The organism is Pseudomonas putida (genome assembly GCF_028682455.1).
GTDB lineage: Bacteria > Pseudomonadota > Gammaproteobacteria > Pseudomonadales > Pseudomonadaceae > Aquipseudomonas > Aquipseudomonas putida_AA.
On the sequence record NZ_JANHLD010000003.1, the window covers coordinates 252,697 to 279,630 of the forward strand.

The window sequence follows — 26,934 nt, forward strand, 5'->3', positions numbered from 1 at the left end:
TTTTTTTTGCTGCTTATATCGCCACTGCTTCCGTCGATAAGCAAGTACGGCACGAAAAAAGCGATGGATGCAGGAGCCGGCCTGCCCGGCGATGCAGCCAGTGAAGGTTGCAGCCGCTTTACGGCGGGTCGCGGGGCAAGGCCCGCTCCTACTTGTGTGTTGAGCAAGACACCGACAAGCTAGTCTTCAACAGATCACCGTCAGCAACGCGAAAGGTCCTTGAACATGCGTATTCTCATTACCGGCGGCGCCGGTTTCATCGGTTCAGCCCTGATTCGCCACCTGATCGACACCACCGAACATGAAGTGCTGAACCTCGACAAACTGACCTACGCCGGCAACCTGGAATCCTTGTCCAGCATCGCCACCAATACCCGCTACGAGTTCGTCCAGGCCGACATCGGCGACTCGGCAACGGTGAGCGCGGTGCTGCAGCGCTTTGAACCCGACGCGATCATGCACCTGGCGGCCGAGTCCCATGTGGATCGCTCGATCGACGGCCCGGCGCCGTTCATCCAGACCAACATCGTCGGGACCTACGCCTTGCTCGAGGCCACCCGCGCCTACTGGCAAGCGCTGCCTGACGCGGCGCGCAGCAGCTTTCGTTTCCACCAGGTTTCCACCGATGAAGTGTACGGTGACCTGAGCGACACCGATGCGCTGTTCAGCGAAACCACCGCCTACGCGCCCAGCTCGCCCTACTCGGCAAGCAAGGCGGCAGCCGACCACCTGGTACGCGCCTGGCATCGCACCTACGGGCTGCCGGTGGTCATCAGCAATTGCTCGAACAACTACGGGCCGTTCCAGTTCCCGGAAAAGCTGATCCCGCTGACGCTCCTCAACGCCCTTGCGGGCAAACCATTGCCGGTCTATGGCAATGGCCTGCAGGTGCGCGACTGGCTCTTGGTCGATGACCATGCCCGTGCGCTGCTCAAGGTGGTGACCGAAGGCGAGATCGGCCAGACCTACAACATCGGCGGCCATAACCAGCAGAAGAACATCGATGTGGTGCGCAGCATCTGCGCCCTGCTCGAAGAACTCGCACCACAGCGACCGACAGGCGTGGCGAACTACGCCGACCTGATCACCTTCGTCGACGATCGCCCCGGCCACGACCTGCGCTACGCCATCGACGCCGGCAAGATCGAGCGCGAACTGGGTTGGATGCCGGACGAAACCTTCAGCACCGGCCTGCGCAAGACCGTGCAGTGGTACCTGGAGAACCTGGAGTGGTGCCAGCGGGTCCAGGACGGCAGCTATCAAGGCCAGCGCCTGGGCAATAGTGACTTCAAGGATCTGATTGCATGACCAAGGGCATAGTCCTGGCGGGGGGCGCCGGTACCCGGCTGCACCCCATCACCCTGGGCGTCTCCAAGCAACTCCTGCCGATATACGACAAGCCGATGATCTACTACCCGATCTCGGTGCTGATGCTCGCTGGCATTCGTGAAATCCTGCTGATTTCGACCCCTCAGGATTTGCCCCAGTACCGCCAGCTGTTCGGTGATGGCAGCGCGTTCGGCATCCAGCTCAGCTATGCCGAACAACCTTCTCCCGACGGTTTGGCCCAGGCCTTTCTGATCGGCGAACAGTTCATAGCGGACGACTCGGTGTGCCTGATTCTGGGTGACAATATTTTCTATGGCCAGGGCTTCGGCGAGCAGTTGCAGCGGGCCATCGACCAGCCCGGCGGCGCCACCGTGTTCGGCTACCGGGTCAAGGATCCGGAGCGCTTTGGCGTGGTCGAGTTCGATGCCCAGGGCCGGGCTTTGTCCATCGAAGAGAAGCCGCTGCAGCCGCGATCCAGTTACGCCGTCACCGGGCTGTACTTCTATGACAACGACGTGATCGAAATCGCCAAAGGCATCAAGCCCTCGGCCCGCGGCGAGCTGGAAATCACCGACGTCACCAATGCCTATCTGCAACGTGGCGACCTGCGGGTGGAGCGTTTTGGCCGAGGCTTCGCCTGGCTGGACACCGGTACCCATGACAGCCTGCTCGAAGCCTCGCAGTACGTGCAGGCCATCGAGCATCGCCAGGGCCTGAAGGTCGCGTGCCTTGAAGAAATCGCCTACCAGCAAGGCTGGATCGATCGCGATCAACTGCTGGAGCGCGCCAGGATCTTCGGCAAGATCGGCTACGGCCAATATCTCTACCGCCTGGCTGATGAGCAACCATGAACGTCATCCCTACCGCCTTGCCTGGCGTGCTGATTCTCGAACCCAAGGTGTTCGGCGACGCCCGCGGCTTTTTCTACGAAAGCTTCAATGCGCGCACCTTCGAGCAGCACACCGGCGTGGCTACGCAGTTTGTGCAAGACAACCACTCCGCCTCGGGTCGCGGTGTGCTGCGCGGCCTGCACTATCAACTGGAAAACACCCAGGGCAAGCTGGTTCGAGTAACCCGTGGCGAGGTGCTGGATGTAGCCGTGGACATTCGCCGCAGCTCGCCCTGCTTTGGCCAGTGGGTAGCCGTGCGCCTATCGGCAGACAACTACCGCCAGCTCTGGGTACCCGAAGGCTTCGCCCACGGCTTTGCGGTGCTGAGCGAAAGCGCCGAGTTCCTGTACAAGACCACCGACTACTACAACCCGAGTGCCGAGCGCTGCATCCGCTGGGATGACCCGGACCTGGCCATCGACTGGCAGCTCGACGGCCCGCCGCAGCTTTCCGCCAAGGACCAGGCCGGTCAGTGGTTGAAGGACGCGGAGCTGTTTCCATGAGCCTGAACATCCTCATCATCGGCCAGCACGGCCAGGTATCCCAGGCCCTGCAACAGCGCTTGCACGACTTTGGCCCGCTGCAGGTGCTGGGCCGCGACCAACTGGACCTGGCCCGGCCCAGCAGTCTTCTTGCCCCCTTGCAGCGGCTCAGGCCGGAGCTGATCATCAACGCCGCCGCCTACACCGCCGTGGACCAGGCCGAAAGCGAACCTGAGCTGGCGTTCGCGATCAATGCCCAGTCGCCTGGCGTGTTGGCCGAGGAGGCGGCGCGCCTTGGCATTCCGTTGATCCACTACTCCACCGACTACGTGTTCGACGGCAACAAAGCCACGCCCTACACCGAAGACGATCTGCCACACCCGTTGAACGTCTATGGCCGCAGCAAGCTGGCCGGCGAACAGGCGATCAAGGCCGCCGCGGGCCAACACCTGATCGTGCGCACGAGCTGGGTGTACTCGCTCCACGGCCGTAACTTCTTGTTGACCCTGCAACGCCTGCTGCAGGAAAAGCCACAACTGCGCATCGTCGCCGACCAGATCGGCGCCCCCACCTGGGCCGACACCATCGCCCAGAGTACCCGTGCCCTGATCGAACGCTGGCAAGCAGGTAAGGCCGGCCCCTGGGGTACCTACCACCTGACGGCCCAGGGCGAAACCTCCTGGTTCGGCTTCGCCCAGGCCATTGCCGAGCATCTGCGGGCGCAGGGGCTACCCTGCGCCGAGTTGCTGCCGATTCCCTCCAGCGACTATCCGACGGCGGCCAGCCGGCCACTGAATTCACGGCTCGATTGCAGTCGCCTGCAGCGTGAGTGGCAAGTCAGCCAGCCTCATTGGCAGCAGGCGCTGATCGACTGCCTGAAGTAGCGCATAATGCGCCAGATCACCCTGGCGCATTTGCGATGACCATGACTCCACCTCCTCCCCGCCGCCCTCGCTGGCGCAGCCTGGCCCTGTTGGCAATTTGCCTGGCTCCGTTGCTCTGGCCCCTGCAACACCTTGCCGAACGCTACTACCAGGAAGAACTGGCCAGCCAGAATCGCCAGACCCTCGACCTGTACGTGGCCAACCTGCTGGGCACCCTGCACCGCTATGAAACCCTGCCGCAGATCCTCGGCGACCTGCCGGCCCTGCGGGCGGTGCTGGCCGACCCGCTGCGGCTCGAAACCCTGACCAACGCCAACCGCCTGCTCAAGGACATCACCACCCAGACCGGTGCCGAAGTCATGTACCTGCTGGACACCAACGGCAACACCCTGGCGGCCTCCAACTGGGACAAGCGCGACAGCTTCATCGCCCGCAACTTCACTTTCCGGCCTTACTACAGCGAAGCCATTGCCGGACGCCTGGGGCGCTTCTTCGGCCAGGGTACGACCTCCGCCAAGCGCGGCTACTACTTTGCCGCTGCAGTACGCGACGGTGAGAAAATCATCGGTGCGCTGGTGGTCAAGGTCGACCTGGACCACACCGAAAACCTGTGGGGCAAGACGCCAGAACAACTGCTGGTGACCGACCACAACGGCGTGGTCATTCTCACCTCGCGCCCGGACTGGCGTTTTCGTGCCACCCGGCCACTGACCGATGCCGAACGTGAAGCCATCGTCGCCATCAAGCCTTACCCGACCCAGGCGCCGCAGCCGCTCAACCTCGACAAGGCGGCCTGGCTGATCCAGACCGAAGCCATCGAAGAAACCGGTTGGCAAGCGAGCATCCTGGCGCCCCGGGCAATCGTCGACCGCTCGGTGAGTACGGTGCTGGCCATTGGTGCCGCAGCCCTGCTGGTACTGATGTTGCTGCTGGGCCTGATGATGCAGCGCCGACGCCATTACATGGACCGCATCGACTTCGAGGCCCACGGGCGTCATGAACTGGAAAAGCGTGTCATCGAACGTACCGCCGACCTCGAGGGCCTCAACAGCCGCCTGAAAAACGAGGTACTGGAACGCGAGCAAGCCCAACAGGAACTGGTACGGGCCCAGGATGAACTGGTCCAGGCTGGCAAGTTGTCGGTGCTGGGGACCATGTCGGCAAGCATCAGCCACGAGCTCAACCAGCCGTTGGCGGCCATCCGCAGCTATGCAGAAAACGCCGAGATCCTCCTCGATCACCAGCGCACCGACGATGCCCGCAGCAACCTCAAGCTGATCAGCGAGCTGACCGGACGCATGGCCTCGATCATCGCCCACCTGCGCGCCTTTGCCCGCCGCGACCGCCATGCACCCGAGAGCGTGGCGTTGCAACCGGCGCTGGACGACGCCCTGGCCCTGCTGGCCAAGCGTCGCCGGGCCATGGCCGTGGAGCTGGTACGCGACCTGCCCGACGCCACCCTGTGGGTCCAGGCCGGTGAAACCCGCCTGCGCCAGGTGCTGGGCAACCTGCTGGCCAACGCCCTGGATGCGCTGACCGAAAAGGCCAACCCGCGCAAACTCTGGCTAAGTGCCGAACAACGCGACGGCAACGTCTACCTGTACATTCGCGACAACGGCCCGGGCTTCTCCAGTGAAGCCCTGGCCCGCGCCCGCGAGCCGTTCTTCACCACCAAGACACGTACCCAGGGCCTTGGCCTGGGCCTGGCGATCTGCGATACCTTGATGCGGGCGCTGGGCGGCGAACTTGTGCTCGGCAACCACCCCGAAGGTGGCGCCCTGCTTACCCTGCAACTGCGCGTGGCCAAGCCTGGCGCCAATCTGCAACCCTCGGAGGACCCATCGGCATGACGACCGAGCCGCTCATCGACAGCCGCGTTCAGGTGATTCTGGTCGACGACGACCCGCACCTGCGCCAGGCCCTGAGCCAGACCCTGGACCTTGCCGGCCTCAAGGTCCTGTCGCTGAGCGACGCCCAGGGCCTGGCCGCGCGCATCGAGCAGGACTGGCCCGGGGTGCTGGTCAGCGATATCCGCATGCCCGGCATCGACGGCCTGCAGCTGCTGGAACAGGTACAGGCGCAGGATCCGGAACTGCCGGTGCTGCTGATTACCGGCCACGGTGACGTGCCCCTGGCGGTTCAGGCCATGCGCGCCGGGGCCTACGACTTCCTTGAAAAGCCCTTCGCCAGCGATGCCTTGCTCGACAGCGTGCGCCGCGCCCTGGCCTTGCGCCGCCTGGTGCTGGACAACCGCAGCCTGCGCCTGGCCCTGAGCGACCGCCAGCAGTTGAGCGCCCGCCTGGTGGGCCAGTCTGCGCCCATGCTGCGCCTGCGCGAGCAGATCGGTGCCTTGGCCGGGACCCGTGCCGACGTGCTGATCCTCGGCGAGACCGGTGCCGGCAAGGAGGTCGTGGCCCGTGCCCTGCATGATTTGTCGAGCCGCCGTGACGGCCCGTTTGTAGCGATCAACGCCGGAGCCCTGGCCGAATCGGTGGTCGAGAGCGAGCTGTTCGGCCATGAGCCGGGCGCCTTCACTGGCGCGCAGAAGCGCCGGATCGGCAAGTTCGAATTCGCCAACGGCGGTACCCTGTTCCTCGATGAAATCGAGAGCATGAGCCTGGATGTGCAGGTCAAGCTGCTGCGCCTGTTGCAGGAGCGAGTGGTCGAGCGACTCGGTGGAAACCAGCAGATTCCCCTGGATATCCGCATCATCGCGGCCACCAAGGAGGACCTGCGCCAGGCCGCCGACCAGGGGCGCTTTCGTGCTGACCTGTACTACCGCCTGAACGTGGCGCCGCTGCGTATCCCGCCGCTGCGCGAGCGCGGCGACGATGTCCTGGTGCTGTTCCAGCATTTCGCCGATGCCGCCAGCGACCGCCACGGTTTGCCCGCCCACACGCTGCAACCTGCACAACGCGCCCAATTGCTGCGCCACAACTGGCCGGGCAATGTACGTGAGCTGCAGAATGTCGCGGAGCGCTTCGCTCTGGGCCTGGAGCTGGCCCTGGATGGCGAAGCACCACCGCCCGCTCACACCCAGGCCGCGCCGGTGAACAGCGGCAACCTCAGCGATCAGGTCGAGCAGTTCGAACGCTCGCTGATCGCCGCCGAACTGGCTCAACCGCATAGCTCCATGCGCAGCCTGGCCGAAGCCCTGGGCATTCCCCGCAAAACCCTGCACGACAAGCTGCGCAAGCACGGCCTGAGCTTCGCCGACAGCAACGCCGGCACTGACGAAATGGAGGACAACCGACCATGACCACCGACAGCCGTTATCTCGAATCAGTGCTGCACGGTGACATTCCCCTGACACGTGAAATGGGCCTGCAGGTGCTCGACTGGGAGCAGCAGCGCTTGCGCCTGCAATTGCCGCTCGAAGCCAACGTCAATCACAAGAGCACCATGTTCGGCGGCAGCCTGTATTGCGCCGCCGTACTGGTCGGTTGGGGATGGTTGCACCTGCGGCTGCGCGAGGCGGGGATCGACGATGGGCACATCGTCATTCAGGAAGGACAGATCAGCTATCCGCTACCGGTGACCGGCGCGGCCATCGCCCTGTGCGAAGCGCCGGAGGAGAAAGTCTGGGAACGCTTCATCACCACCTACCAGCGTCGCGGCCGGGCACGCCTGAACCTGCACACCCGGGTGACCAACGCCGGTAGCGATGAGGCCGCCGTGGTATTCAGCGGCCAGTACGTGCTACATCGCTGAAGCCAGTTGCAGCAGCCGCTCACGCCAGGGAGCGGCGGCAGGCAAGGCCAGGAAGAAGGGATTGAGCAAGGATTCGCGCGGCGGGTAGACGAACACCTGGCCATCCAGGCCGAGCACTTCGCCACCCGCGCCTTCGAGCACCCCCTGGGCGGCGGCGGTATCCCACTGCGAGGTGGGCGCCAGGCGTGGGTAGCAGTCGGCAGCACCTTCGGCCAGCAGGCAGAACTTCAGCGAGCTGCCGATATTGGCCAGCTCCAGCTCACCCACCGCCGAACTCAGGCCGGCCAGCAAGGCTTCCTGCTGCGGGCTGGAGTGGCGACGGCTGGCCACCACGGTAAAGCCCTGCCCCGCAGGCGGTACCACACGCACGTGAATTTGCTGGGCAGCCCCATCGACATCGGCACGCCAGGCGCCCATACCCTGGCCACCGTAATAGCAGCGGCCAGTGGTGGGGATCGCCACCACCCCGAACACCACCCGGCCTTGCTCGATCAGGGCAATGTTGACGGTAAATTCTTCAGTACCGGCAATGAACTCCTTGGTGCCATCCAGCGGATCGACCAGCCACCAGCGTTGCCATTGCTGGCGCTCGCTCAACGGTATCTCGCAGTCTTCTTCGGATAACACCGGAATCTGTGGGGCCAGCTCGCGCAGGCCCTTGGCGATCACTTCATGGGCCGCCAGGTCGGCCGCGGTGACCGGCGACTCATCGGCCTTGGCCGTCACCGCCACACCAGCACGCCAGAACGGCAGGATGGCCTCGCCGGCCTGGCGTGCCAGCTCGACCACGGCCTGCATCAATTGCCCATCGCTCATGCTCCGAACGCTCCGCGCTGGGTCAGCAGGTCACGCACCAGGTACAACGCCGCCAGGGCGCGGCCCTCGGAAAACTGCGGATGCTGGGCCAGGGCCGAAAGCTCACGCAGGCTGACCTTGTCGACACGCATGGGCTCGGGCTCATCGCCTTCCAGGCGTTCTTCATACAGGTCGGTGGCCAGCACCACCTGGATCTTCTGGCTCATGTAGCCCGGCGACAGTGAGAGCTCGGTCAGGTGCTCCAGCTGGCGGGCGCCAAAGCCGGCTTCTTCCTTGAGCTCACGGTCGGCAGCGGCCAGGACGTCTTCACCCGGCTCGATCAGGCCCTTGGGCAAAGACAACTCGTACTCGTCTGTACCACCGCAGTATTCTTCGACCAGCACAGCGTGCTCGCTGTCGAGCATCGCCACGATCATCACCGCGCCATAACCGTTGCCGCGCCCCACCAGCCGCTCGTAGGTGCGCTCGTTGCCATTGGCAAAGCGCAATTGCACAGCCTCGACCCGGAACAGGCGGCTGCTGGCGACAATCTCGCGGGAGAGAACGGTGGGTTTCTGGCGCATGGGGCGGCTCCTTGGCGTGAACGGGTTACTATACCGTGGCTTGCCCGGCCGCCGCTGCCCTGACTGTCCGAGAATTTCATATGCCCGTTTTAGCCTGGTCCACCATCGACACCGTACTGCTGGACATGGACGGCACTCTGCTGGACCTGCATTTCGACAACCACTTCTGGCTCGAACACCTGCCCCAGCGCTACGCCGACCTGCACGGTATCAGCCGGGCCATCGCCGAGCTTGAGATGCAGCCATTGTTCGAGCGGCACGCAGGCTCGCTGAACTGGTACTGCCTGGACTTCTGGAGCCGCGAGCTGAACCTGTCGGTACGCGACCTGAAGCTGGAAACCGCTCATCTGATCGCCCTGCGCCCAGACGCCGACACCTTCCTGCAGGCGATCAAACAGGCCGGCAAGCGGGTGATCCTGATCACCAACGCACACCGCGACTCGCTGTCATTGAAACTGGAGAGGGTGGAGCTTGCGCCCTACTTCGAGCGCCTGATCAGCTCCCACGACTACGGCTATCCCAAGGAAAACCCGCAGTTCTGGGACGCCCTGCAGGCCGATATCGGCTTTGAGCCGGGCCGCAGCCTGTTTATCGACGACACCCTGTCGATTCTGCGTAGCGCCCGCGACTTCGGCGTGGCGCACCTTCTTGCGGTGCGCCAGCCGGACAGCCGCAAAGGGCCGCGTGATACCGAGGAGTTCGCCGCCGTGGAGGACTACCGGACGCTGCTCGAGGGGCTTTGAACACTATTCGGGAATACGCAGGGACTGACCTGGGTAGATCTTGTCCGGGTGCTTGAGCATCGGTTTGTTGGCTTCGAAGATCTTGTTGTACAGGTTCGCGTTGCCATAGACGGCCAGGGAGATTGCACTGAGGGTGTCGCCTTTCTTGACCACCACAAAGCGTGCCGCCGCCATGACCGGGCCGGTCACGGTGATCTGGTCATCGACCTCGGCGACACCGGCGATGTTGCCCAGCGCCAGGAGGATCTTTTCCTTTTCCTCCTGGCTGGCCACCTCACCGGTGACCGTCACCTTGTCGCCCTCGACCGTAGCCTTGATGTTCGGGTTACCGAGGCCAACCGCTTCTACGTGCTTTTGCAATTGCTCACTGGCATTGGCATTACCCGGCGTCAGCAGGTCGATGATTTTCTCACCGGCCTCTTTGATGAAACTGAAAATGCTCATACCGCTCTCCTTGGTGATGAATCTCGGAGCCTGCAGTCTAGGACAGGTTAGAATGCTTCGCCTGCTTTGCGCCGTGGATCGACGATGGACATCAAACAGCTCAAATTCCTCATCGCGCTTGATGAAACCCGACACTTCGGCCAGGCCGCCGCCCGTTGCCACGTGACCCAACCCACCCTGTCGATGCGCCTGCGCAACCTGGAACAGGAACTGGACCTGGCCCTGGTCAATCGCGGCCAGCGCTTCGAAGGCTTTACCGCCCAGGGCGAGCGCGTGCTGGCCTGGGCCCGCTCGGTGATGGCGGCCTACGACGGCCTGCACGCCGAAGCCGCTGCCTGTCGCGGGCATCTGGTCGGCAACCTGCGCCTGGGCGTGGTGCCGTTGTCGAGCTTCGATCCACTGCCTTTGCTGCAGCGCCTGCACGAGCTCCACCCAGAGCTGAACTTCGAACTCAGCGCGCTGAGCTCCGAGCAAATCCTTGATCAGCTCACCAGCAATCGCCTGGACCTGGGCGTGTCGTACCTCGAACGCCTGGACAACGAGCGCTTCCTGTCCCTGCCCCTTGGCGAGACGCGCATGGGCCTGTTGTATGACCCAGGTCACTTCCAGTTCGACGATCAACCCTTAAGCTGGCAAGCACTGACTGAACTGCCCCTGGGCCTGCTGACCGCCGGCATGCACTTTCGCCAGTCGATCGACCACAACTTCCATAGCCGGGGCCTGCAGCCACGGCTACTGGTGCAGACCGACGCCGTCCATCAGTTGGTGCAGTCGGTAAACGGCGGCTTGTGCTGCGCGATCATGCCGCTGGCAGCCGGCCTCGAGGCGCTGACCGAACGCCTGCGCCTGCAACCGATCGAACAGGCCAGCACCCTCGCGCCACTGGGCCTGATCATGCGCCGCACGGCGCCCCGCTCGGCGTTGGCCGAAGCCTGCCTGGCCGAATTCCAGGCGCTGCACAACAGTGCGTGATCGACCGCATCTATCAAGGCATCAGCATTAGCGATTAGACGATACCCGAGCGCAAGCCTAGGCTTAAACCAGACCAGCCGCCGGTATCTCCAATGAGCACAAAACCTCCGGCCTGCGCGGCGTCCGCCCCCCTGACTGCGCCCGCGGCCAGTAACCGCTACGACTATATCCACCTGACCGACGACAGCCAGGCCAGCACCGCACTGGCTGAAGAGGTCGCCCTGGCCATTGCCTATAACGGCATCAACCAGGCCGTGATGCTGGTCAGCCCGACCGACCTTGAAGACTTCATCGTCGGCTTCAGTATCGGTAGCGGTATCATTGCCTCGCCCGACGATATCTATGACGTGAAGCTCAGCGGCCGGGGCTCGGCCATCAGCGCAGAGGTGGAAATTGCCAGCCGCGCGTTCTGGAACCTGAAGAACCAGCGCCGCCAACTGGCCGGCACCAGCGGCTGCGGCCTGTGTGGTGTCGAAGCCCTGGAGCAGGCCCTGCCGGAGTTGAACGTATTGCCCGGCGCGCCCCTGCCGCCGGCGCACTGGCTCGACGGCCTGCGCCAACGCATCGATGCCTTCACGCCCCTTGGCCAGCACTGCGGTGCGGTACATGCGGCGCTGTTCATGAACGCTCAGGGTGAGTTGCTGATGGGCCGCGAAGACATTGGCCGGCACAACGCCCTGGACAAGTTGATCGGCGCCCTGCTGCGCCAGCACTTGAGCCTGGACGGCGGCCTTGCCATCGTCACCAGCCGCTGCAGCCTGGAGCTGATCCAGAAGGTGCTGCGGGCGGGCATCCAGACCCTGGTCAGCCTGTCGTCCCCGACAGGCCTGGCCCTGCAGTGGGCCCGCCGGCACAACCTCAACCTGATCCATCTGCCTAAACACAGTGCGCCACGGGTGTTCAGCCCCGTGCGGGAGAACCGATCTTGAGCCTGCACCACCAAGCCGACCAGAAGCCTGTTCCTCGCTACAAACCCTATAAAGGTGCCGCCGGCGGCTGGGGAGCCCTGCGCAGTGTGGCCCAGGCCTGGATCGGTAGCGACAACGCGCTGAAGAACATCCGTGCCCTGCTCAAGACCAACCAGAACGGCGGTTTCGACTGCCCCGGCTGCGCCTGGGGCGACTCGCCGGAAAGCGGCATGGTCAAGTTCTGCGAGAACGGCGCCAAGGCGGTCAACTGGGAAGCCACCAAACGCCGTGTCGACGCGGCGTTCTTCGCCCGCCACAGCGTCACTTCGCTGCTGGCCCAGAGCGATTACTGGCTGGAATACCAAGGGCGACTGACCGAACCGATGGTCTATGACGCCGACACCGACCGTTATCGCCCCATCGACTGGGAAGGCGCCTTTGCACTGATCGCCAGCCACCTGCGCAACCTGGCCAGCCCCGACCAGGCCGAGTTCTACACCTCTGGTCGCGCCAGCAACGAGGCGGCGTACCTGTACCAGTTGTTCGTACGCGCCTACGGCACCAACAATTTCCCCGACTGCTCGAACATGTGCCACGAGGCCAGCGGCGTGGCCCTGGGCCAGAGTGTCGGGGTCGGCAAAGGGACCGTGACGTTTGATGACTTCGAACACGCCGAGGCCATTTTCGTCTGGGGCCAGAACCCTGGCACCAACCACCCGCGCATGCTCGAACCGCTGCGCGAGGCGGTCAAGCGTGGTGCCCAGGTGGTCTGTATCAATCCTCTCAAGGAACGTGGCCTTGAGCGCTTCCAGCACCCCCAGCATCCGCTGGAGATGCTCACCAATGGCGACCGCCCGACCAACACTGCGTATTTCCGCCCGGCCCTGGGCGGCGACATGGCGGTGCTGCGCGGCATGGCCAAGTTCCTGCTGCAGTGGGAACGCGAGGCACAGGCCAGCCAGGCGCCGGCGATCTTCGATCAGGACTTCCTCGCCGAGCACACCCAGGGTGTGGACGACTACCTGGCCGCCGTCGACGCGACTCCGTGGGAACAGATCCAGAGCCAGTCGGGCCTGAGCCTTGCCGAGATCGAGCAGGCCGCGCGCATGTACTGCAAGGCCAGGACAGTCATCATGTGCTGGGCCATGGGCATTACCCAGCACCGGCACTCGGTGGCGACCATCCAGGAAATCGCCAACCTCATGCTGCTGCGCGGCAACCTTGGCGTACCCGGCGCCGGCTTGTGCCCGGTACGTGGCCACAGCAACGTGCAGGGCGACCGCACCATGGGCATCAACGAGCGCCCTCCGGTGGCCCTGCTCGATGCGCTGGAACGCCGATTCGACTTCAAGGTGCCGCGCCGCAACGGCCACAATACCGTGGAAGCCATCGGCGCGATGCTCGCGGGCCAGGCCAGGGTATTCATCGGCCTGGGCGGCAACTTTGCCCAGGCGACGCCCGACACAGAGCGCACCGCCCAGGCCTTGCGCAACTGCGAGCTGACCGTGCAGATCAGCACCAAGCTCAATCGCAGCCACCTGGTTCATGGCAAGCAGGCGTTGATCCTGCCGTGCCTGGGCCGCACCGACATCGACCTGCAAAGTGAAGGTCCGCAGGCGGTCACGGTGGAAGACTCCTTCAGCATGGTCCATGCCTCCAACGGCCAATTGCAGCCGCTGTCGCGACAGATGCGCTCGGAGCCTGCGGTAATTGCCGGTATCGCTGCCGCCACACTGGGCGCCAAACCGGTGGACTGGAACTGGCTGGTGGCCGACTACCGGCGCATCCGTGACCTGATCAGCGACACCATTCCCGGCTTCGACGAATTCAACCAGCGCCTGGAACACCCGGGCGGCTTCTACCTGGGCAACAGCGCCGGACAGCGGCAATGGAAGACCGCCAGTGGCCTGGCCAACTTCAAGGCCAACGGCCTGCCCGACGACCTGCTCCATGAGCGGGTGCGCGCCACCGGCCAGGTACCGGACCTGATCATGCAGTCGATGCGTTCCCACGATCAGTACAACACCACCATCTATGGCCTGGATGATCGCTACCGCGGGGTCAAGGGCCAGCGCAATGTGCTGTTCGCCAACGAAGCCGATATCATCCGCCTGGGCTTTCATCCGGGGCAGAAGGCCGATATCGTTTCGTTGTGGAGCGATGGTCGCGAACGTCGGGTCAAGGGGTTCACCCTGCTGGCGTTCGATATACCGGCGGGCCAGGCAGCGGCGTACTATCCGGAGGTCAATCCGCTGGTGCCGCTCGAGAGCGTCGGCGACGGCAGCCACACACCCACCTCGAAATTCGTTGCGATCAAACTGGAACCTGCCAGCGACAACGCCCGCATCCTCTGACAGACTCGCAGTACTTCAGACACAAAAAAAGGCCCTGGCAGCGATGCCGGGGCCTTGTCTCAAGTAAGCTCAGACAGCCAAAAACAAAGAAAGTTTCATAGTTAAAACAGTAACTTAGAGAATTGTGTACAACTCGTGTTACTCGTCGGATTTCCGTTGCCAGCCCCCCTCGCCAGCCTCAGGATCGCCTCGTCATCCCTATGAGGCTCTCTTGATGAAGTACTCCTCGATTCTGTTGTTGTCTCTCGGCCTGCTCAGTGGCGTTGCCTCGGCAGGTGGCACCACCGAAGCCGGTATTGGCGGCGCATTGGGTGGGGTACTGGGTTCGGTGGTCGGTCAGTCGATCGGCGGCAGCACCGGCTCGGCAATCGGTGCGGGTCTGGGCGGCGCGGCAGGCAGTGCCGTCGGCGCCGACAAACGCAGCCGTGGTGAAGCCGCTATCGGTGGCGCCCTGGGCGCAGCCGGCGGCAACGTGGTGGGTCGCAGCGTAGGCGGCACCACCGGTAGCTACATCGGTGCAGCCGCAGGCGGTGGTGCCGGTGGTGCCCTGGGTAACTACATGGGCAACAAGAGCGACGACGAAGATCGCCGCTACCGCAACCGTGGCTATGACGACCGTCGCCACTACCACGACCGCGGCCACCATTACGGCCACCGCAAGCACAAGAAGCACTGGCGTCACCGTTAAGAGCGCCGGCAGCTAAAGCATGCCTCAGCCCTGAATACGTACCAGCGCTGCCTGAAGCCCTTCAGGTAGCGCTGCAGGGCGTCCCGAGGCGCGTTCGACGAACACCTGCACCACCTTCCCCGCTGCACACGCCTGCACCTCCCCTACCTTGAACAGCGCCACTTGATACTCCACCGAACTGCCTGCAAGGCGCGCAACGCGCAGGCCCACTTCGAGGGTGTCGGGAAACGCTGGCAACGCAAAGAAATCCGCCGCCGAACTGACCACGAATCCCATCACCTCGCCTTCCTGAAGATCCAGGCCGGCTTGCTGCTGCAGGAAGCCCTGGATCGTCGTATCGAAATAGGCATACACCGTGGCACCGGCGATAAAACCGTTGAGATCACTGTCTTGCCAGCGCGTGAGGATGGGTTGCAGGTGGGGATAATCGTGGCGTTGAGGGGATTCAGACATGGCGGGCCTTGGTCACTGAGCATGAGAGGCAGAAGCTTCCCACAAAGGTGCCGCAAGTCCCATAGTTGCAACCAGGCAGGCCCATGAGGCCGCCTACGAAGAATGGTCTTAGACAACCGGAATGGAAGAAAGCAAAAAGCCGCCCCTGGGGGCGGCTTTTTCGTTTCACGCGGGCTTTAGCTTACAGCTGTGGGCCAGCAGCCTTGATGGCGTCGGAAACTTCGAACTTCTTGAAGTTCTCGATGAACAGGTTGGCCAGGCCCTTGGCTGCTTCATCGTAGGCAGCTTGGTCAGCCCAGGTGTTACGTGGGTTGAGCAGCACAGTTTCAACACCGGCAACGGCTTTTGGCACGTCCAGGTTGATGATATCCAGGTGTTCGGTCTCGGCACCGACCAGAGCACCGCTCTGGATGGCTGCGATCACGGCACGGGTGGTCGGGATGTTGAAGCGCTTGCCGACGCCGTAGCCACCGCCGGTCCAGCCGGTGTTGACCAGGTAGACCTTGGAGCCGAAGCCACGGATACGCTTGATCAGCAGTTCAGCGTACTCGCCAGCCGGGCGCGGGAAGAACGGTGCGCCGAAGCAGGTGGAGAAGGTCGACTTGATGCCGCTGCCCGAACCCATTTCGGTGGAACCGACCAGTGCGGTGTAGCCCGACAGGAAGTGGTAGGCCGCTTGCTCTTCGCTGAGGATCGACACAGGCGGCAGTACGCCAGTCAGGTCGCAGGTCAGGAAGATCACAGCGTTAGGCTCGCCGCCTAGGTTCTTCTCGGAACGCTTCTCGACGTGCTCCAGCGGGTAGGCGGCGCGGCTGTTCTGGGTCAGGCTGCCATCGGCGTAGTCTGCTTTCTTGTCACCGTCCAGAACGACGTTTTCAAGAACGGCGCCGTGCTTGATGGCTTTCCAGATGACCGGCTCGTTCTTCTCGGACAGGTCGATGCACTTGGCATAGCAACCGCCTTCGATGTTGAACACTACGCCTTCGCCCCAGCCGTGCTCGTCGTCACCGATCAGGTAGCGGCTTTCATCAGCCGACAGGGTGGTCTTGCCGGTACCGGACAGACCGAAGAACAGGGTCACGTCGCCTTCTTCGCCGATGTTGGCAGCGCAGTGCATTGGCAGCACGTCGGCAGCCGGCAGCAGGAAGTTCTGCACCGAGAACATGGCTTTCTTCATCTCGCCGGCGTAGCGCATGCCAGCGATCAGCACTTTCTTCTGTGCGAAGTTGATGATCACGCAACCATCGGAGTTGGTGCCGTCACGCTCTGGCACGCACTCGAAGTTGGCAACGTTCAGCACTTGCCACTCATCACGGCCGGCAGGGTTGTACTGCTGCGGGTTGATGAACAGGCAACGGCCGAACAGGTTCTGCCAGGCAGTCTGGGTAGTCATCTTCACGGGCAGGTAGTGCTCGGTGGCCGCACCTACGTGAACATGGGAAACGAAATGCTCTTGGGCGTTGTTGAACGCCTCGACGCGGTTCCACAGGGCATCGAACTTGTCGGCCGGGAACTTGCGGTTGATCGGGCCCCAGGCGATGGCGTCCTGCGTGGACGGCTCTTCGACGATGAAACGGTCAACCGGCGAACGACCGGTACGGTGACCGGTTTTCACGACCAGGGCGCCAGTATCGGCCAGCTCGCCTTCACCGCGGTTCAGCGCTTCTTTTACCAGCTCATCGACGCTCAGGTCGGTGTAGACGGTGTTGTTGGCTTGCGTCATGAGATTCCCCATCCGGCCTGCGGCCGAGTGCTCCAAACGTTTTGTAGTAGAGCTTTGAAAACTACTACAGCGAAAAAAGTGGCCGGATTATGCCAGAAACGCCCAAAAAAAGTAGGGCCCTCCTGTCAGAACACCCGGTTTACGGCATTCGACAGGAGTTTTTCCTGTGGTGAAACGTTTTAGTGCCGAGTATCTGAGGGCGTGTCTACACCGCCACCTGCGAACAATTGCTCGATATCCGCCGCGTCGAACTTGTAGCTCTGGTTGCAGAACTGGCAATCGACTTCAACGCTACCGCCATGCTCGGCTGCCAGCTGTTTGGCGTCTTCCAGCCCGAGGCTGACCAGGGCGTTGCCGGAGCGCTCGCGCGAGCAGCTGCAATGGAAACGCAGCGGCTGGATATCGAACAGGCGCACGGCCTCTTCGTGATAGAGACGGTGAAGGACTGTCTCGTTGTTCAGGCCCAGCAGCTCTTCGGCTGTCAGGGTGCTGGCCAGGGCCGTCACGTGCTGCCAGCTTGCAGCACGCTCTTCTTCGTCTTTCTCGCGGTCGGCGGGCAGTTGCTGCAGCAACAGGCCGCGGGCGTGCTTGCCATCGGCGTTCAACCAGAACTTGGTATTCACCTGCTGGGACATGACGAAGTAGTTGGTGAAGCACTCCGACAGGGTCTCACCGTCCAGGTCGACGATACCCTGGTAGCGCTGGCCCTGGGTAGGGTCGACGGTCATGGCCAGCACGCCGCTGGGCATCAGGTCCGCCAGGGTTGCACCCTCGCTGATGTCCTCGGCGTTGTAGCGGGCCAGGCCGCGAATATCGCGCTCGCTGGAGCATTCGATCATCAGCAGGGGCACCGGGCCCTCGGAACGGGCTTGGAGGATCAGCAAACCATCGAACTTGAGGGTCCCGACCAGCAGCGCAGCCGCTGCCATGAACTCGCCCAGCAGTTGCTGGACCGGCAGTGGGTAATCGTGCTTGGCCAGGACTTCGGCGTAGCTGTGCTCCAGCGCGACGAGTTCACCGCGCACGTCGCGCTCGTCGAAGATGAAGCGTTGGGTGTAATCGGTATCAGACATGAATGCTGGCTTTCTGAAGAGAAGGATGGGCGTATTTTATGGGCAATTGCCCCCTGTTCCAAGCAAGGACACCGTTTGCTCCCTCGCGGTTGCCAGCGTGCGACGAATGGTGCCCTTACTGGTTGTCGTGAAACTGGTGGAACTGACGCCGCTGTTTCTTGGTCGGCCGACCATCGGTGCTTACCCCCAGGGCCCCTGCTTTACGCTGTGCCGCGGCCTGTTCACGCTTGTCGATACTCTGCTGGGTTTCTTCGTAGAGCGCCTGGGCCTCGGGGGCACCGCGGCGGACAATTGACAACGCCCTGACCACCACCGTGCGTTCATCGAACCCGGTACGCAGCACGAACTCGTCGCCCACACGTGGCTCCTTGCCCGGCTTGCAACGCTCCCCGCGACAGTGCACCTTGCCACTTTCGATGGCCGCCTTGGCCAGCGCCCGGGTCTTGTAGAAACGCGCCGCCCATAACCACTTGTCCAGGCGGACCTTGTCGTCCTCTTCCGGCTTTTGTGCCATGACATTTCCCCAATGATTTTCCTTAACGGAACTGTACTACCGTAACTGGCGGATGCAAAAAAACCGCCGCGTGCTTACAGTTCACCGAACTGTCGCACACGCCGGTTCCGGCCTGACGATTTCCTACGCTGGTTGAGCATTTTGAAGACATTTGACCATTTGACTGTGATTGGCCTGCGCGAGTGGGTAGCCTTGCCCGACCTCGGCGTGGCGGGCCTGCGCGCCAAGATCGACACCGGTGCCAGCACCTCGAGCCTGCACGCCACCGAAGTCGAGCCCTTCGAGCGCAATGGCGAGCAATGGGTACGGTTCAACGCCCACCTGGGCTCGGTCGTACAATTGCGTCATCGTCGCTGCGAGGCGCCGCTGGTGACCATGAAGACCATCAAGAGCTCCAACGGCCACGCCCAGACTCGCTACGTCATTCGCACGGCCCTGGCGCTGGGCGACCGGGTCTGGGAGGTCGAGTTCACCCTGGCCTGCCGCAAAGCCATGCGCTATCGCCTGCTACTGGGTTCCAAAGCCCTGATCCATGGCCAGTTGGTGGTCAATCCGGGTCTCAAATACATTCAGGACAAGCCGGCATTCCCGGCCACTATTTCCCCCTCCACAGGTGTTGCATGAAGATCGCCGTGCTGTCGCGAAACCCGCGTCTGTATTCCACTCGTCGCCTGGTAGAAGCCGGTACCGAACGAGGCCATGAGATGGTTGTGATCGATACCCTGCGCGCCTACATGAATATCGCCAGCCACAAGCCGCAGATCCACTACCGCGGCAAGCCGCTGGAGGGCTTCGACGCGGTGATCCCACGCATCGGTGCCTCGGTGACCTTCTACGGCTGCGCGGTACTGCGCCAGTTCGAGATGATGGGCGTGTTCCCGCTGAACGAGTCAGTGGCCATCGCCCGCTCCCGCGACAAGCTGCGCTCGCTGCAGTTGCTGTCGCGACGCGGGATCGGCCTGCCGGTGACGGGCTTCGCCCACTCGCCGGATGACATCCCCGACCTGATCCAGATGGTCAACGGTGCTCCCCTGGTGATCAAGGTGCTCGAAGGCACCCAGGGCATCGGTGTGGTGCTGTGCGAAACCACCAAGGCTGCCGAATCGGTGATCGAGGCGTTCATGGGCTTGAAGCAGAACATCATGGTCCAGGAGTACATCAAGGAGGCCGGTGGCGCCGATATCCGCTGCTTTGTGGTCGGCGACAAGGTCATTGCCTCGATGAAGCGCCAGGCCAAGCCCGGCGAGTTTCGCTCCAACCTGCATCGCGGCGGCAGCGCCAGCCTGATCAAGATCACCCCGGAAGAACGCATGACGGCCATTCGTGCGGCCAAGGTCATGGGCTTGAGCGTGGCGGGGGTCGACATCCTGCGCTCCAATCACGGCCCGCTGGTGATGGAAGTGAACTCTTCGCCGGGCCTCGAAGGCATCGAAGTGACCACCGCCAAGGACGTTGCCGGGATGATCATCGAACACCTGGAAAAGAACGGCGGGCCAAACCTGACCCGCACAAAGGGCAAAGGCTAGACCGCGTCGCGCGGCAGCAACAGGCCCAGCGGCAGGCGCACCCGGGCTTCCAGCCCGCCGCCGGAGCGGTTGCGCAATTCGACATTGCCGCCATGCTGGGCGGCAATGCGCTTGACGATCGCCAGGCCCAGGCCGGTGCCCTTGCCGCTGCGGGCACGGTCACCCCGGATGAATGGGTTGAAGATGCCTTCCAGCTCGTTCGGGTCGATGCCCGCCCCCCTGTCCAGCACACTGAGCACCACGTAAGGCGCGCTGCTGTCGCCCGATACGTAGGCCGCCACCTCGACCCCTTTGCCGGCGTGATAAAGCGCGTTGCCGATCAAGTTGTTCAGCAGCCGCTTGAGCGACACCCGCCGCAACGGAAACGGAGGAATCGGCTCAAGGCACAGGCGCACCCGTTCTTCAGGCTGATTGAACGGCGCTACCACTTCACGTACCAGGTCGCTCAGGTCGACCTGCTCAACCGGTTCGTCTCGTCCATCGCGGATGAAAGCCAGGAACTGGTCGAGAATCGCATCCATGTCTTCGATATCGCGCACCATGTCGTCGGTGAGGTCGCTCTCGTTGGCCAGCAGCGACAACGACAAACGCAATCGGGTCAGCGGCGTACGCAGGTCATGGGAAACCCCTGCCAGCATCAACTCCCGCTCGCGCCCGGCTTGTTCGACATCTTCGGCCATCTGATTGAAGGCGCGGTAGACCTCGGTCATCTCACTGGGCGTATCACTGATCGGCAACCTCACGCTACGCCCCTGGCCCAGTTGTCGTGCCGCGAATACCAGGCGCTTGAGTGGCTGGTTGAGCTGGCGCACGAAGATCCAGGCCGAGGCCGTGGACAACAAGCCAATGGCCAGGAACCAGCCCAGCACGCTCCAGATCTTCTGGCCGCGCAACGGGTGCGGGTAGAGTGGAACCTTCAGCCAGCCATCCCCCAGGCTGGGCGCCCTGACCCACAGCGCCGGTGGTGCATGGATGCGCAGGCGAACCTCGGTGTCGGCACCCAGTTCGGCCTGCATCTGGCGCTGGTAGATTTCACTGTAGGGCCAATGCTGTTCCCCCTCCGGGACACCGGAGCCCACCACGCGGATCAACCCGGCCGCTTCAGCGATCTTGTCCCGATCAGACTCATCTGCCGCCCAATAGGCCCTCAGGGTCAAGGCTACGCCGTGGCTGTACTGTCGATCGACCAGCACGTCCTCGTTCATCAGCAGGTAGACAAGGGTCAGGGCCTTGGAGAAGAGCACGACGATGAGCACCAGCCAGAGGGTGCGGGCGAAGAAGCTTTGCGGGAACCACAGGGGTGTTTTCATCGACAGCGGCTACACACTTTGCAGGCGCGAGCTGAACTCGCAGGCTTTGCAGGCCTCAGCACACACAAAAACAGGGCAACCCATAGGACCACCCTGTTCGTCATGACTGATGCCTACAAACGAAACATCACTTGCTGGCATTACCATCCGGTACGAAGACGTAACCGACACCCCATACAGTCTGAATATAACGCGGCTTCGACGGGTCGGGCTCGATCATGCGACGCAAGCGGGAAATCTGCACGTCGATGGAGCGCTCGAGGGCGTCCCATTCGCGGCCACGGGCCAGGTTCATCAGTTTGTCGCGAGTCAACGGCTCACGGGCATGCATCACCAAGGCCTTGAGCACGGCGAACTCACCGGTGGTGAGCATGTGCACTTCTTCGCCGCGCTTGAGCTCGCGGGTAGCCAGCGACAGCTCGTAGTCGCCGAAGGTGACGGTTTCGTCTTCGCTGCCGGGCGCGCCCGGAACGGTCGGCGCCTGGCGGCGCAATACGGCCTTGACCCGGGCCATCAACTCGTCGGGGTTGAACGGCTTGGCCAGGTAGTCGTCAGCGCCCAGCTCCAGGCCCTTGATGCGGCTCAGCTCGTCGCCCTTGGCGGTGAGCATGATGATCGGGATCTGGTTGTTCGCGGCGCGCAACCGGCGACACGCGGTCAGGCCATCTTCGCCAGGCAGCATCAGGTCGAGCACCACCAGGTTGAAGACCTCACGGGCCAGCAGGCGGTCCATCTGTTCGGTGTTGGGTACTGCGCGAGCGCGGTAGCCCTTGCTGGTAAAGAAACGCTCCAGCAGGCTGCTCAAGCCCGGGTCGTCGTCGACGATGAGGATTTTTTCGCCTTCAGCGGTTTGTGCAGTGCTGCTCATGGGTAGCTCCTTTAATCTCGGCACGCATTATGGCTTAGCCGCCATTGGCCGTGCCGTGTGCATTGTTAGCAGATTTTTCCCCTTGTGCCAGTTTTGCCCGGCCACCAACTGGCTCCCTGCCATCACCGCAACCCCGACGCACTGGGTATAATGCGCCGCTTTCGGATAGCGCCGCATTGACTTTCAGCGCCCTCAGGCGCCCGCCCGCGGCCTTTGTATTCACAATATGTCAGGTGGTTTTATGGACAGCATCAACAGCCGCATCGCCGAGGAACTCGGTGTCCGCCCGCAACAGGTCGAAGCGGCCGTGGCCCTGCTTGATGAAGGCTCGACAGTGCCTTTTATCGCCCGTTACCGTAAAGAAGTGACCGGCAGCCTGGACGACACCCAACTGCGCCATCTGGAAGAACGCCTGCGCTACCTGCGCGAGCTGGACGATCGCCGCGCCAGCATCCTGGCCAGCATCGAGGAACAAGGCAAGCTGACCCCGGAGCTGGCCCGCGAAATCAAGCTGGCCGACACCAAGACCCGCCTCGAAGACCTTTACCTGCCCTACAAGCAAAAACGCCGCACCAAGGGCCAGATCGCCCTGGAAGCCGGCCTGGGCGAACTGGCCGACGGCCTGTTGAATGACCCGCAACTGACCCCTGAGGTCGAAGCCGCGCGCTTCGTCGATGCCGACAAAGGCGTGGCCGACGTCAAGGCCGCACTCGAAGGCGCCAAGTACATTCTCATGGAGCGCTTTGCCGAAGACGCCAGCCTGCTCGACAAGCTGCGCAGTTTCCTCAAGCAGGAAGCGGTACTCAGTGCCCGCCTGGTCGCCGGCAAAGAGGAAGAAGGCGCCAAGTTCCGCGATTACTTCGAACATGACGAGCTGCTCAAGAGCGTACCGTCACACCGCGCCCTGGCGATTTTCCGTGGCCGCAACGAAGGCGTGCTGGCCGCTTCGCTGAAAGTCGGCGAAGAACTGCCAGGTACCCTGCACCCATGCGAGATGATGATCGCCGAGCGTTTCGGCCTGCGGAACCAGAACCGTCCTGCCGACAAATGGCTGGCCGAAGTGGTGCGCTGGACCTGGAAGGTCAAGCTCTACAGCCACCTGGAAACCGACCTGTTCGGCGAGCTGCGCGACAACGCCGAGAGCGAGGCGATCAACGTCTTCGCCCACAACCTGCACGACCTGCTGCTAGCCGCACCGGCCGGCCCACGCGCCACCCTGGGCCTTGACCCGGGCCTGCGTACCGGCTGCAAGGTCGCGGTCGTGGATGCCACCGGCAAGCTGCTCGACACCGCCACCGTGTACCCTCACGTACCGAAGAACCAGTGGGACCAGACCATCGCCGTGCTCGCCGCCCTGTGCGCCAAGCACTCGGTGGAACTGATCGCCATCGGTAACGGCACTGCCAGCCGCGAAACCGACAAGCTGGCTGCCGAGCTGATCAAGAAATACCCTGCCCTGAAGATGACCAAGATCATGGTCTCCGAAGCCGGCGCATCGGTGTATTCGGCCTCCGAGCTGGCCGCCCGTGAATTCCCCGACCTGGACGTGTCGATCCGTGGCGCGGTGTCCATCGCCCGTCGCCTGCAGGACCCGCTGGCGGAGCTGGTGAAGATCGACCCCAAATCCATCGGTGTCGGCCAGTACCAGCATGACGTGTCGCAGCTCAAGCTGGCCCGTGGCCTGGACGCCGTGGTCGAGGACTGCGTGAACGCCGTCGGCGTCGACGTCAACACCGCCTCGGTGGCCCTGCTGGCCCGCATCTCCGGGCTCAACAGCACCCTGGCGCAGAACATCGTTGCCCACCGTGACGCCAATGGCGCCTTCAAGACCCGCGCAGCGCTGAAGAAAGTCAGCCGCCTGGGCGAGAAAACCTTCGAACAAGCCGCAGGCTTCCTGCGCGTGATGAACGGCGACAACCCACTGGACGCCTCGGCGGTGCACCCTGAGGCCTATCCACTGGTGCAGCGAATCGCCGCCGAAACCGACCGCGACATCCGTTCGCTGATCGGCGACAGCGGGTTCCTCAAGCGCCTGGACCCGAAGAAATTCACCGATGAAACCTTCGGCCTGCCAACGGTTACCGACATCCTCCAGGAACTGGACAAACCCGGCCGCGACCCGCGCCCCGAGTTCAAGACTGCCGAGTTCCAGGAAGGCGTCGAAGACCTCAAGGACCTGCAACTGGGCATGATCCTCGAAGGTGTGGTCACCAACGTCACCAACTTCGGTGCCTTCGTCGACATCGGCGTGCACCAGGATGGCCTGGTCCATATCTCGGCACTGTCGGAGAAGTTCATCAAGGACCCACGCGAGGCGGTCAAGGCCGGCGACGTGGTCAAGGTCAAGGTCATGGAGATCGATATCCCGCGCAAACGCGTCGGCTTGTCGATGCGCATGAGCGACACCCCGGGTGAGAAAGTCGATGGCGCCCGTGGCAGCCGTCCGGGCTCGGCCCCGCGCCAGCAAAGCGCCCCGGCCCGCGCCAAGGAAACCCCGGCCCCGACCAACAACGCGATGGCAGCGCTGTTCGCCAACGCCAAGCAGTTGAAGAAGAAGTGACGGACGCTGCGCAAGAAGTCACCCTGAGCGCCTTCAGCCAACTGCTCGGCTGCCGCCTGCAACGCCTGGAAGCAGGCGTTGCAGAAATGACCCTGGCCCTGGAACCGCACCTGCGCAACCGGGGCGGCAAGCTGCATGGCGGCGCGATCTTCAGTTTGGTCGACACCGCCATGGGCCTGGCCTGCTCGAGCGCCCACGGCTTCGACCAGCAGAGCGTCACTCTGGAATGCAAGATCAACTACCTGCGCGCCGTCGGCGACGGTGAGGTGCAGTGCATCGCCCGGGTATTGCATGCCGGACGCCGCACCCTGGTAGTCGACGCCGATGTGCTTCAGGACGACAAGCTGGTGGCAAAAGCACAAGGGACATTCGTCGTCCTCTAGCCGCAAACGGCCAAACTGCGATACTTTCGGCAGAGCGCAGGCACTGCCGGAAGCCGGCCAACACCAGGCGACAACGCCAGTTCCTTTGTCCACCCTTGTAGACCGTCATCTCTACCCCCATATTGCGGCGACTGACGTGTGAAGGAATCCATCTTGAGCGAACTTCTCAACCGCCGCCTGAGCCTGCTCGGCCAAGGCGACAACCTTTCCCTGCTCAAGCAGTGCCTGCACGGCATCGAGCGCGAATGCCTGCGTGTGACCGAGGACGGTCGCCTGGCCCAGACCCCGCACCCCGAGACCCTCGGCGCGGCACTGACCCACGAGCAGATCACCACGGACTATTCGGAGTCGCTGCTGGAGTTCATCACCCCAGCCCTGGCCGACCCTGCGCAGACCCTCGAAAGCCTGGAGAACATCCACCGCTTCGCCTATACCCAGCTGGGCACCGAGTATTTGTGGAGCCCGTCGATGCCCTGCCCGCTGCCGGCCGAGGAAGACATTCCGATCGCCTGGTACGGCACCTCCAACATCGGTCAGCTCAAGTACGTCTACCGCAAGGGCCTCGCCCTGCGCTACGGCCGCACCATGCAGTGCATCGCCGGTATCCACTACAACTTCTCGCTGCCGGAAAAGCTCTGGCCGCTGCTGCGTGGCGCCGAAGACAGTCAGCTCGATGACCGCGACTACCAGTCGGCCGCCTATATCGCCCTGATCCGCAACTTCCGTCGCTACAGCTGGCTGCTGATGTACCTGTTCGGTGCCTCGCCCGCCCTGGATGCCGGCTTCCTGCGTGGCCGGGCGCATCAGCTCGAACAGTTCGATGCCGACACCCTGTACCTGCCCTACGCGACCAGCCTTCGCATGAGCGACCTGGGTTACCAGAGCAACGCCCAGGCCGGCCTGACGCCCTGCTACAACGACCTCAGCAGCTACACCGACAGCCTGCGCAGGGCCGTAGCCACCCCTTACGCACCTTATGTCGAGATCGGCACCCACAAGGATGGCGAGTGGGTCCAGCTGAACACCAACATCCTGCAGATCGAAAACGAGTACTACTCCAACATTCGCCCCAAGCGCGTGACCTACAGCGGTGAGCGACCGATCCAGGCGCTGATGGCCCGTGGCATCCAGTACGTCGAAGTCCGCTGCCTGGACATCAACCCGTTCCTGCCGACCGGTATCGACCTGCCCGAGGCGCGTTTCCTCGATGCCTTCCTGTTGTTCTGCGCCCTGGAGCAAAGCCCGTTGCTGGGTCACCTGGAATGCGGCAACTGCACCGGCAACTTCCTCAGCGTGGTCAAGGAAGGCCGTCGTCCTGGCCTGCAACTGCAGCGCCACGGCAAGCCGGTCGAGCTCAAGCAATGGGCCGACGAGTTGCTCGAACGCATTGCGCCGCTGGCCGAACTGCTCGACCGCAGCCAGGGTGGCGAGGAACACGCCAAGGCCCTGCAACTGCAAAAAGCCAAGGTCAGCGACCCGTCCCTGACGCCGTCGGCCCAGGTGCTGGCGAGCATGACCGAGCACAAGGAAAGCTTCAGCCGCTTCGCCCTGCGCCAAAGCCAGGCCCATGCCGAGTTCTTGCGCGCCAAGGCGTTGCCGGCCGAAGAACAGCAACGCTTCGAAGCGGCAGCGCGCGCCTCGCTGGAGGCCCAGGCCAAGTTGGAGCGTGAAGAGGACAAGGCCGATTTCGACCTGTTCGTCAGCGCCTACCAGGCCAGCATCCTGGCGATCAGCAACTGA

At 63.2% G+C, this 26,934-nt stretch carries 26 protein-coding genes; 17 read left to right on the top strand and 9 right to left on the bottom strand.

Annotated elements, in window-relative coordinates:
• Nucleotides 1-225: 225 nt before the first annotated feature.
• The 7 genes from rfbB to NPS58_RS18335 are packed head-to-tail and all read left to right on the top strand — an operon-like array spanning nt 226 to nt 7,296.
• On the top strand, nt 226-1,308 hold the full coding sequence (gene rfbB, locus NPS58_RS18305; RefSeq protein ID WP_274116745.1) for a dTDP-glucose 4,6-dehydratase: 1,083 nt from the start codon (nt 226-228) through the stop codon (nt 1,306-1,308).
• Complete coding sequence (gene rfbA, locus NPS58_RS18310; protein WP_274116746.1) at nt 1,305-2,180, top strand: glucose-1-phosphate thymidylyltransferase RfbA; 876 nt, start codon at nt 1,305-1,307, stop codon at nt 2,178-2,180. Before rfbB ends, rfbA begins: the two co-directional genes overlap by 4 nt.
• Nucleotides 2,177-2,722, top strand: coding sequence for a dTDP-4-dehydrorhamnose 3,5-epimerase (rfbC, locus tag NPS58_RS18315; RefSeq protein WP_274116747.1), 546 nt, complete (start codon nt 2,177-2,179; stop codon nt 2,720-2,722). The genes rfbA and rfbC overlap by 4 nt, the downstream gene beginning before the upstream one ends.
• A gap of 2 nt (nt 2,723-2,724) precedes the next feature.
• Entirely contained in the window at nt 2,725-3,585 is an 861-nt protein-coding gene (gene rfbD, locus NPS58_RS18320; protein ID WP_274117570.1) for a dTDP-4-dehydrorhamnose reductase, read from the top strand.
• A 35-nt stretch (nt 3,586-3,620) separates the two neighbouring features.
• Entirely contained in the window at nt 3,621-5,435 is a 1,815-nt protein-coding gene (locus NPS58_RS18325) for a sensor histidine kinase (RefSeq protein ID WP_425313084.1), read from the top strand.
• Complete coding sequence (locus tag NPS58_RS18330; protein WP_274116748.1) at nt 5,432-6,844, top strand: sigma-54-dependent transcriptional regulator; 1,413 nt, start codon at nt 5,432-5,434, stop codon at nt 6,842-6,844. Before NPS58_RS18325 ends, NPS58_RS18330 begins: the two co-directional genes overlap by 4 nt.
• The gene (locus NPS58_RS18335; RefSeq protein WP_274116749.1) at nt 6,841-7,296 is read left to right on the top strand and encodes a YiiD C-terminal domain-containing protein; all 456 of its coding nucleotides are present in this window, start codon (nt 6,841-6,843) and stop codon (nt 7,294-7,296) included. Before NPS58_RS18330 ends, NPS58_RS18335 begins: the two co-directional genes overlap by 4 nt.
• Here the strand turns inward: NPS58_RS18335 and cysQ are convergent.
• Together cysQ and nudE are read right to left on the bottom strand one after the other, a co-directional pair.
• Nucleotides 7,285-8,112: a 3'(2'),5'-bisphosphate nucleotidase CysQ gene (gene cysQ, locus NPS58_RS18340; RefSeq protein WP_274116750.1), complete on the bottom strand. Its 828-nt coding sequence runs from the start codon at nt 8,110-8,112 to the stop codon at nt 7,285-7,287. The two genes, NPS58_RS18335 and cysQ, sit on opposite strands and share 12 nt — an antisense overlap.
• Nucleotides 8,109-8,675, bottom strand: coding sequence for an ADP compounds hydrolase NudE (nudE, locus tag NPS58_RS18345; RefSeq protein WP_274116751.1), 567 nt, complete (start codon nt 8,673-8,675; stop codon nt 8,109-8,111). The genes cysQ and nudE overlap by 4 nt, the downstream gene beginning before the upstream one ends.
• 80 nt (nt 8,676-8,755) lie before the next feature.
• Here nudE and yrfG point away from each other — a divergent pair, with 80 nt between their 5' ends.
• Nucleotides 8,756-9,418 (top strand): GMP/IMP nucleotidase, encoded by a 663-nt coding sequence (gene yrfG, locus NPS58_RS18350; RefSeq protein ID WP_274116752.1) that lies wholly within the window; start codon nt 8,756-8,758, stop codon nt 9,416-9,418.
• A 3-nt stretch (nt 9,419-9,421) separates the two neighbouring features.
• Here yrfG and lysM read toward each other — a convergent pair whose 3' ends face one another.
• Nucleotides 9,422-9,862: a peptidoglycan-binding protein LysM gene (gene lysM / locus NPS58_RS18355; RefSeq protein ID WP_274116753.1), complete on the bottom strand. Its 441-nt coding sequence runs from the start codon at nt 9,860-9,862 to the stop codon at nt 9,422-9,424.
• 84 nt (nt 9,863-9,946) lie between these two features.
• On the opposite strand from lysM, the gene NPS58_RS18360 reads away from it, so the two are divergent.
• From NPS58_RS18360 to NPS58_RS18375, 4 genes are all read left to right on the top strand, one after another.
• Entirely contained in the window at nt 9,947-10,834 is an 888-nt protein-coding gene (locus tag NPS58_RS18360; RefSeq protein ID WP_274116754.1) for a LysR family transcriptional regulator, read from the top strand.
• 92 nt (nt 10,835-10,926) lie between these two features.
• Entirely contained in the window at nt 10,927-11,763 is an 837-nt protein-coding gene (gene fdhD, locus NPS58_RS18365; protein ID WP_274116755.1) for a formate dehydrogenase accessory sulfurtransferase FdhD, read from the top strand.
• A complete protein-coding gene (locus tag NPS58_RS18370) occupies nt 11,760-14,096 on the top strand; it encodes an FdhF/YdeP family oxidoreductase (RefSeq protein ID WP_274116756.1) in 2,337 nt (778 codons plus the stop codon). The genes fdhD and NPS58_RS18370 overlap by 4 nt, the downstream gene beginning before the upstream one ends.
• Before the next feature lie 214 nt (nt 14,097-14,310).
• Nucleotides 14,311-14,784, top strand: coding sequence for a glycine zipper domain-containing protein (locus tag NPS58_RS18375; RefSeq protein WP_274116757.1), 474 nt, complete (start codon nt 14,311-14,313; stop codon nt 14,782-14,784).
• A gap of 24 nt (nt 14,785-14,808) precedes the next feature.
• Here the strand turns inward: NPS58_RS18375 and NPS58_RS18380 are convergent, their stop codons facing one another.
• The 4 genes from NPS58_RS18380 to NPS58_RS18395 all read right to left on the bottom strand — a co-directional run bounded on the left by NPS58_RS18380 (nt 14,809) and on the right by NPS58_RS18395 (nt 18,547).
• Nucleotides 14,809-15,237: an acyl-CoA thioesterase gene (locus NPS58_RS18380; protein WP_274116758.1), complete on the bottom strand. Its 429-nt coding sequence runs from the start codon at nt 15,235-15,237 to the stop codon at nt 14,809-14,811.
• Nucleotides 15,238-15,418: 181 nt separating this feature from the next.
• Nucleotides 15,419-16,960: a phosphoenolpyruvate carboxykinase gene (locus NPS58_RS18385; RefSeq protein WP_274116759.1), complete on the bottom strand. Its 1,542-nt coding sequence runs from the start codon at nt 16,958-16,960 to the stop codon at nt 15,419-15,421.
• 179 nt (nt 16,961-17,139) lie between these two features.
• Nucleotides 17,140-18,033, bottom strand: coding sequence for an Hsp33 family molecular chaperone HslO (hslO, locus tag NPS58_RS18390; protein ID WP_274116760.1), 894 nt, complete (start codon nt 18,031-18,033; stop codon nt 17,140-17,142).
• A gap of 115 nt (nt 18,034-18,148) precedes the next feature.
• The gene (locus NPS58_RS18395) at nt 18,149-18,547 is read right to left on the bottom strand and encodes an RNA-binding S4 domain-containing protein (protein WP_274116761.1); all 399 of its coding nucleotides are present in this window, start codon (nt 18,545-18,547) and stop codon (nt 18,149-18,151) included.
• Nucleotides 18,548-18,688: 141 nt separating this feature from the next.
• On the opposite strand from NPS58_RS18395, the gene NPS58_RS18400 reads away from it, so the two are divergent.
• The gene (locus tag NPS58_RS18400) at nt 18,689-19,171 is read left to right on the top strand and encodes an ATP-dependent zinc protease family protein (RefSeq protein WP_274116762.1); all 483 of its coding nucleotides are present in this window, start codon (nt 18,689-18,691) and stop codon (nt 19,169-19,171) included.
• Nucleotides 19,168-20,073, top strand: a complete 906-nt coding sequence (gene rimK / locus NPS58_RS18405; protein ID WP_274116763.1) for a 30S ribosomal protein S6--L-glutamate ligase — start codon at nt 19,168-19,170, stop codon at nt 20,071-20,073. Before NPS58_RS18400 ends, rimK begins: the two co-directional genes overlap by 4 nt.
• On the opposite strand, the gene NPS58_RS18410 is transcribed toward rimK, so the two are convergent.
• On the bottom strand, nt 20,070-21,383 hold the full coding sequence (locus tag NPS58_RS18410) for an ATP-binding protein (protein WP_028942310.1): 1,314 nt from the start codon (nt 21,381-21,383) through the stop codon (nt 20,070-20,072). The two genes, rimK and NPS58_RS18410, sit on opposite strands and share 4 nt — an antisense overlap.
• A gap of 127 nt (nt 21,384-21,510) precedes the next feature.
• Complete coding sequence (ompR, locus tag NPS58_RS18415; RefSeq protein WP_028942311.1) at nt 21,511-22,251, bottom strand: two-component system response regulator OmpR; 741 nt, start codon at nt 22,249-22,251, stop codon at nt 21,511-21,513.
• Nucleotides 22,252-22,492: 241 nt separating this feature from the next.
• Here ompR and NPS58_RS18420 point away from each other — a divergent pair, with 241 nt between their 5' ends.
• The 3 genes from NPS58_RS18420 to gshA all read left to right on the top strand — a co-directional run bounded on the left by NPS58_RS18420 (nt 22,493) and on the right by gshA (nt 26,934).
• Nucleotides 22,493-24,811 (top strand): Tex family protein, encoded by a 2,319-nt coding sequence (locus tag NPS58_RS18420; RefSeq protein ID WP_274116764.1) that lies wholly within the window; start codon nt 22,493-22,495, stop codon nt 24,809-24,811.
• The gene (locus NPS58_RS18425; protein WP_274116765.1) at nt 24,808-25,194 is read left to right on the top strand and encodes a PaaI family thioesterase; all 387 of its coding nucleotides are present in this window, start codon (nt 24,808-24,810) and stop codon (nt 25,192-25,194) included. The genes NPS58_RS18420 and NPS58_RS18425 overlap by 4 nt, the downstream gene beginning before the upstream one ends.
• A gap of 153 nt (nt 25,195-25,347) precedes the next feature.
• The gene (gshA, locus tag NPS58_RS18430) at nt 25,348-26,934 is read left to right on the top strand and encodes a glutamate--cysteine ligase (RefSeq protein WP_274116766.1); all 1,587 of its coding nucleotides are present in this window, start codon (nt 25,348-25,350) and stop codon (nt 26,932-26,934) included.

Excerpts from the sequence above, each read along its gene's own strand:
- rfbB (WP_274116745.1), top strand. The coding sequence starts at position 226 with ATGCGTATTCTCATTACCGGCGGCGCCGGTTTCATCGGTTCAGCCCTG.
- rfbA (WP_274116746.1), top strand. The coding sequence starts at position 1,305 with ATGACCAAGGGCATAGTCCTGGCGGGGGGCGCCGGTACCCGGCTGCAC.
- rfbC (WP_274116747.1), top strand. The coding sequence starts at position 2,177 with ATGAACGTCATCCCTACCGCCTTGCCTGGCGTGCTGATTCTCGAACCC.
- NPS58_RS18325 (WP_425313084.1), top strand. The coding sequence starts at position 3,621 with ATGACCATGACTCCACCTCCTCCCCGCCGCCCTCGCTGGCGCAGCCTG.
- NPS58_RS18330 (WP_274116748.1), top strand. The coding sequence starts at position 5,432 with ATGACGACCGAGCCGCTCATCGACAGCCGCGTTCAGGTGATTCTGGTC.
- NPS58_RS18335 (WP_274116749.1), top strand. The coding sequence starts at position 6,841 with ATGACCACCGACAGCCGTTATCTCGAATCAGTGCTGCACGGTGACATT.
- cysQ (WP_274116750.1), bottom strand. The coding sequence starts at position 8,112 with ATGAGCGATGGGCAATTGATGCAGGCCGTGGTCGAGCTGGCACGCCAG.
- nudE (WP_274116751.1), bottom strand. The coding sequence starts at position 8,675 with ATGCGCCAGAAACCCACCGTTCTCTCCCGCGAGATTGTCGCCAGCAGC.
- yrfG (WP_274116752.1), top strand. The coding sequence starts at position 8,756 with ATGCCCGTTTTAGCCTGGTCCACCATCGACACCGTACTGCTGGACATG.
- lysM (WP_274116753.1), bottom strand. The coding sequence starts at position 9,862 with ATGAGCATTTTCAGTTTCATCAAAGAGGCCGGTGAGAAAATCATCGAC.
- NPS58_RS18360 (WP_274116754.1), top strand. The coding sequence starts at position 9,947 with ATGGACATCAAACAGCTCAAATTCCTCATCGCGCTTGATGAAACCCGA.
- fdhD (WP_274116755.1), top strand. The coding sequence starts at position 10,927 with ATGAGCACAAAACCTCCGGCCTGCGCGGCGTCCGCCCCCCTGACTGCG.
- NPS58_RS18375 (WP_274116757.1), top strand. The coding sequence starts at position 14,311 with ATGAAGTACTCCTCGATTCTGTTGTTGTCTCTCGGCCTGCTCAGTGGC.
- NPS58_RS18380 (WP_274116758.1), bottom strand. The coding sequence starts at position 15,237 with ATGTCTGAATCCCCTCAACGCCACGATTATCCCCACCTGCAACCCATC.
- NPS58_RS18385 (WP_274116759.1), bottom strand. The coding sequence starts at position 16,960 with ATGACGCAAGCCAACAACACCGTCTACACCGACCTGAGCGTCGATGAG.
- hslO (WP_274116760.1), bottom strand. The coding sequence starts at position 18,033 with ATGTCTGATACCGATTACACCCAACGCTTCATCTTCGACGAGCGCGAC.
- NPS58_RS18395 (WP_274116761.1), bottom strand. The coding sequence starts at position 18,547 with ATGGCACAAAAGCCGGAAGAGGACGACAAGGTCCGCCTGGACAAGTGG.
- rimK (WP_274116763.1), top strand. The coding sequence starts at position 19,168 with ATGAAGATCGCCGTGCTGTCGCGAAACCCGCGTCTGTATTCCACTCGT.
- NPS58_RS18410 (WP_028942310.1), bottom strand. The coding sequence starts at position 21,383 with ATGAAAACACCCCTGTGGTTCCCGCAAAGCTTCTTCGCCCGCACCCTC.
- ompR (WP_028942311.1), bottom strand. The coding sequence starts at position 22,251 with ATGAGCAGCACTGCACAAACCGCTGAAGGCGAAAAAATCCTCATCGTC.
- NPS58_RS18420 (WP_274116764.1), top strand. The coding sequence starts at position 22,493 with ATGGACAGCATCAACAGCCGCATCGCCGAGGAACTCGGTGTCCGCCCG.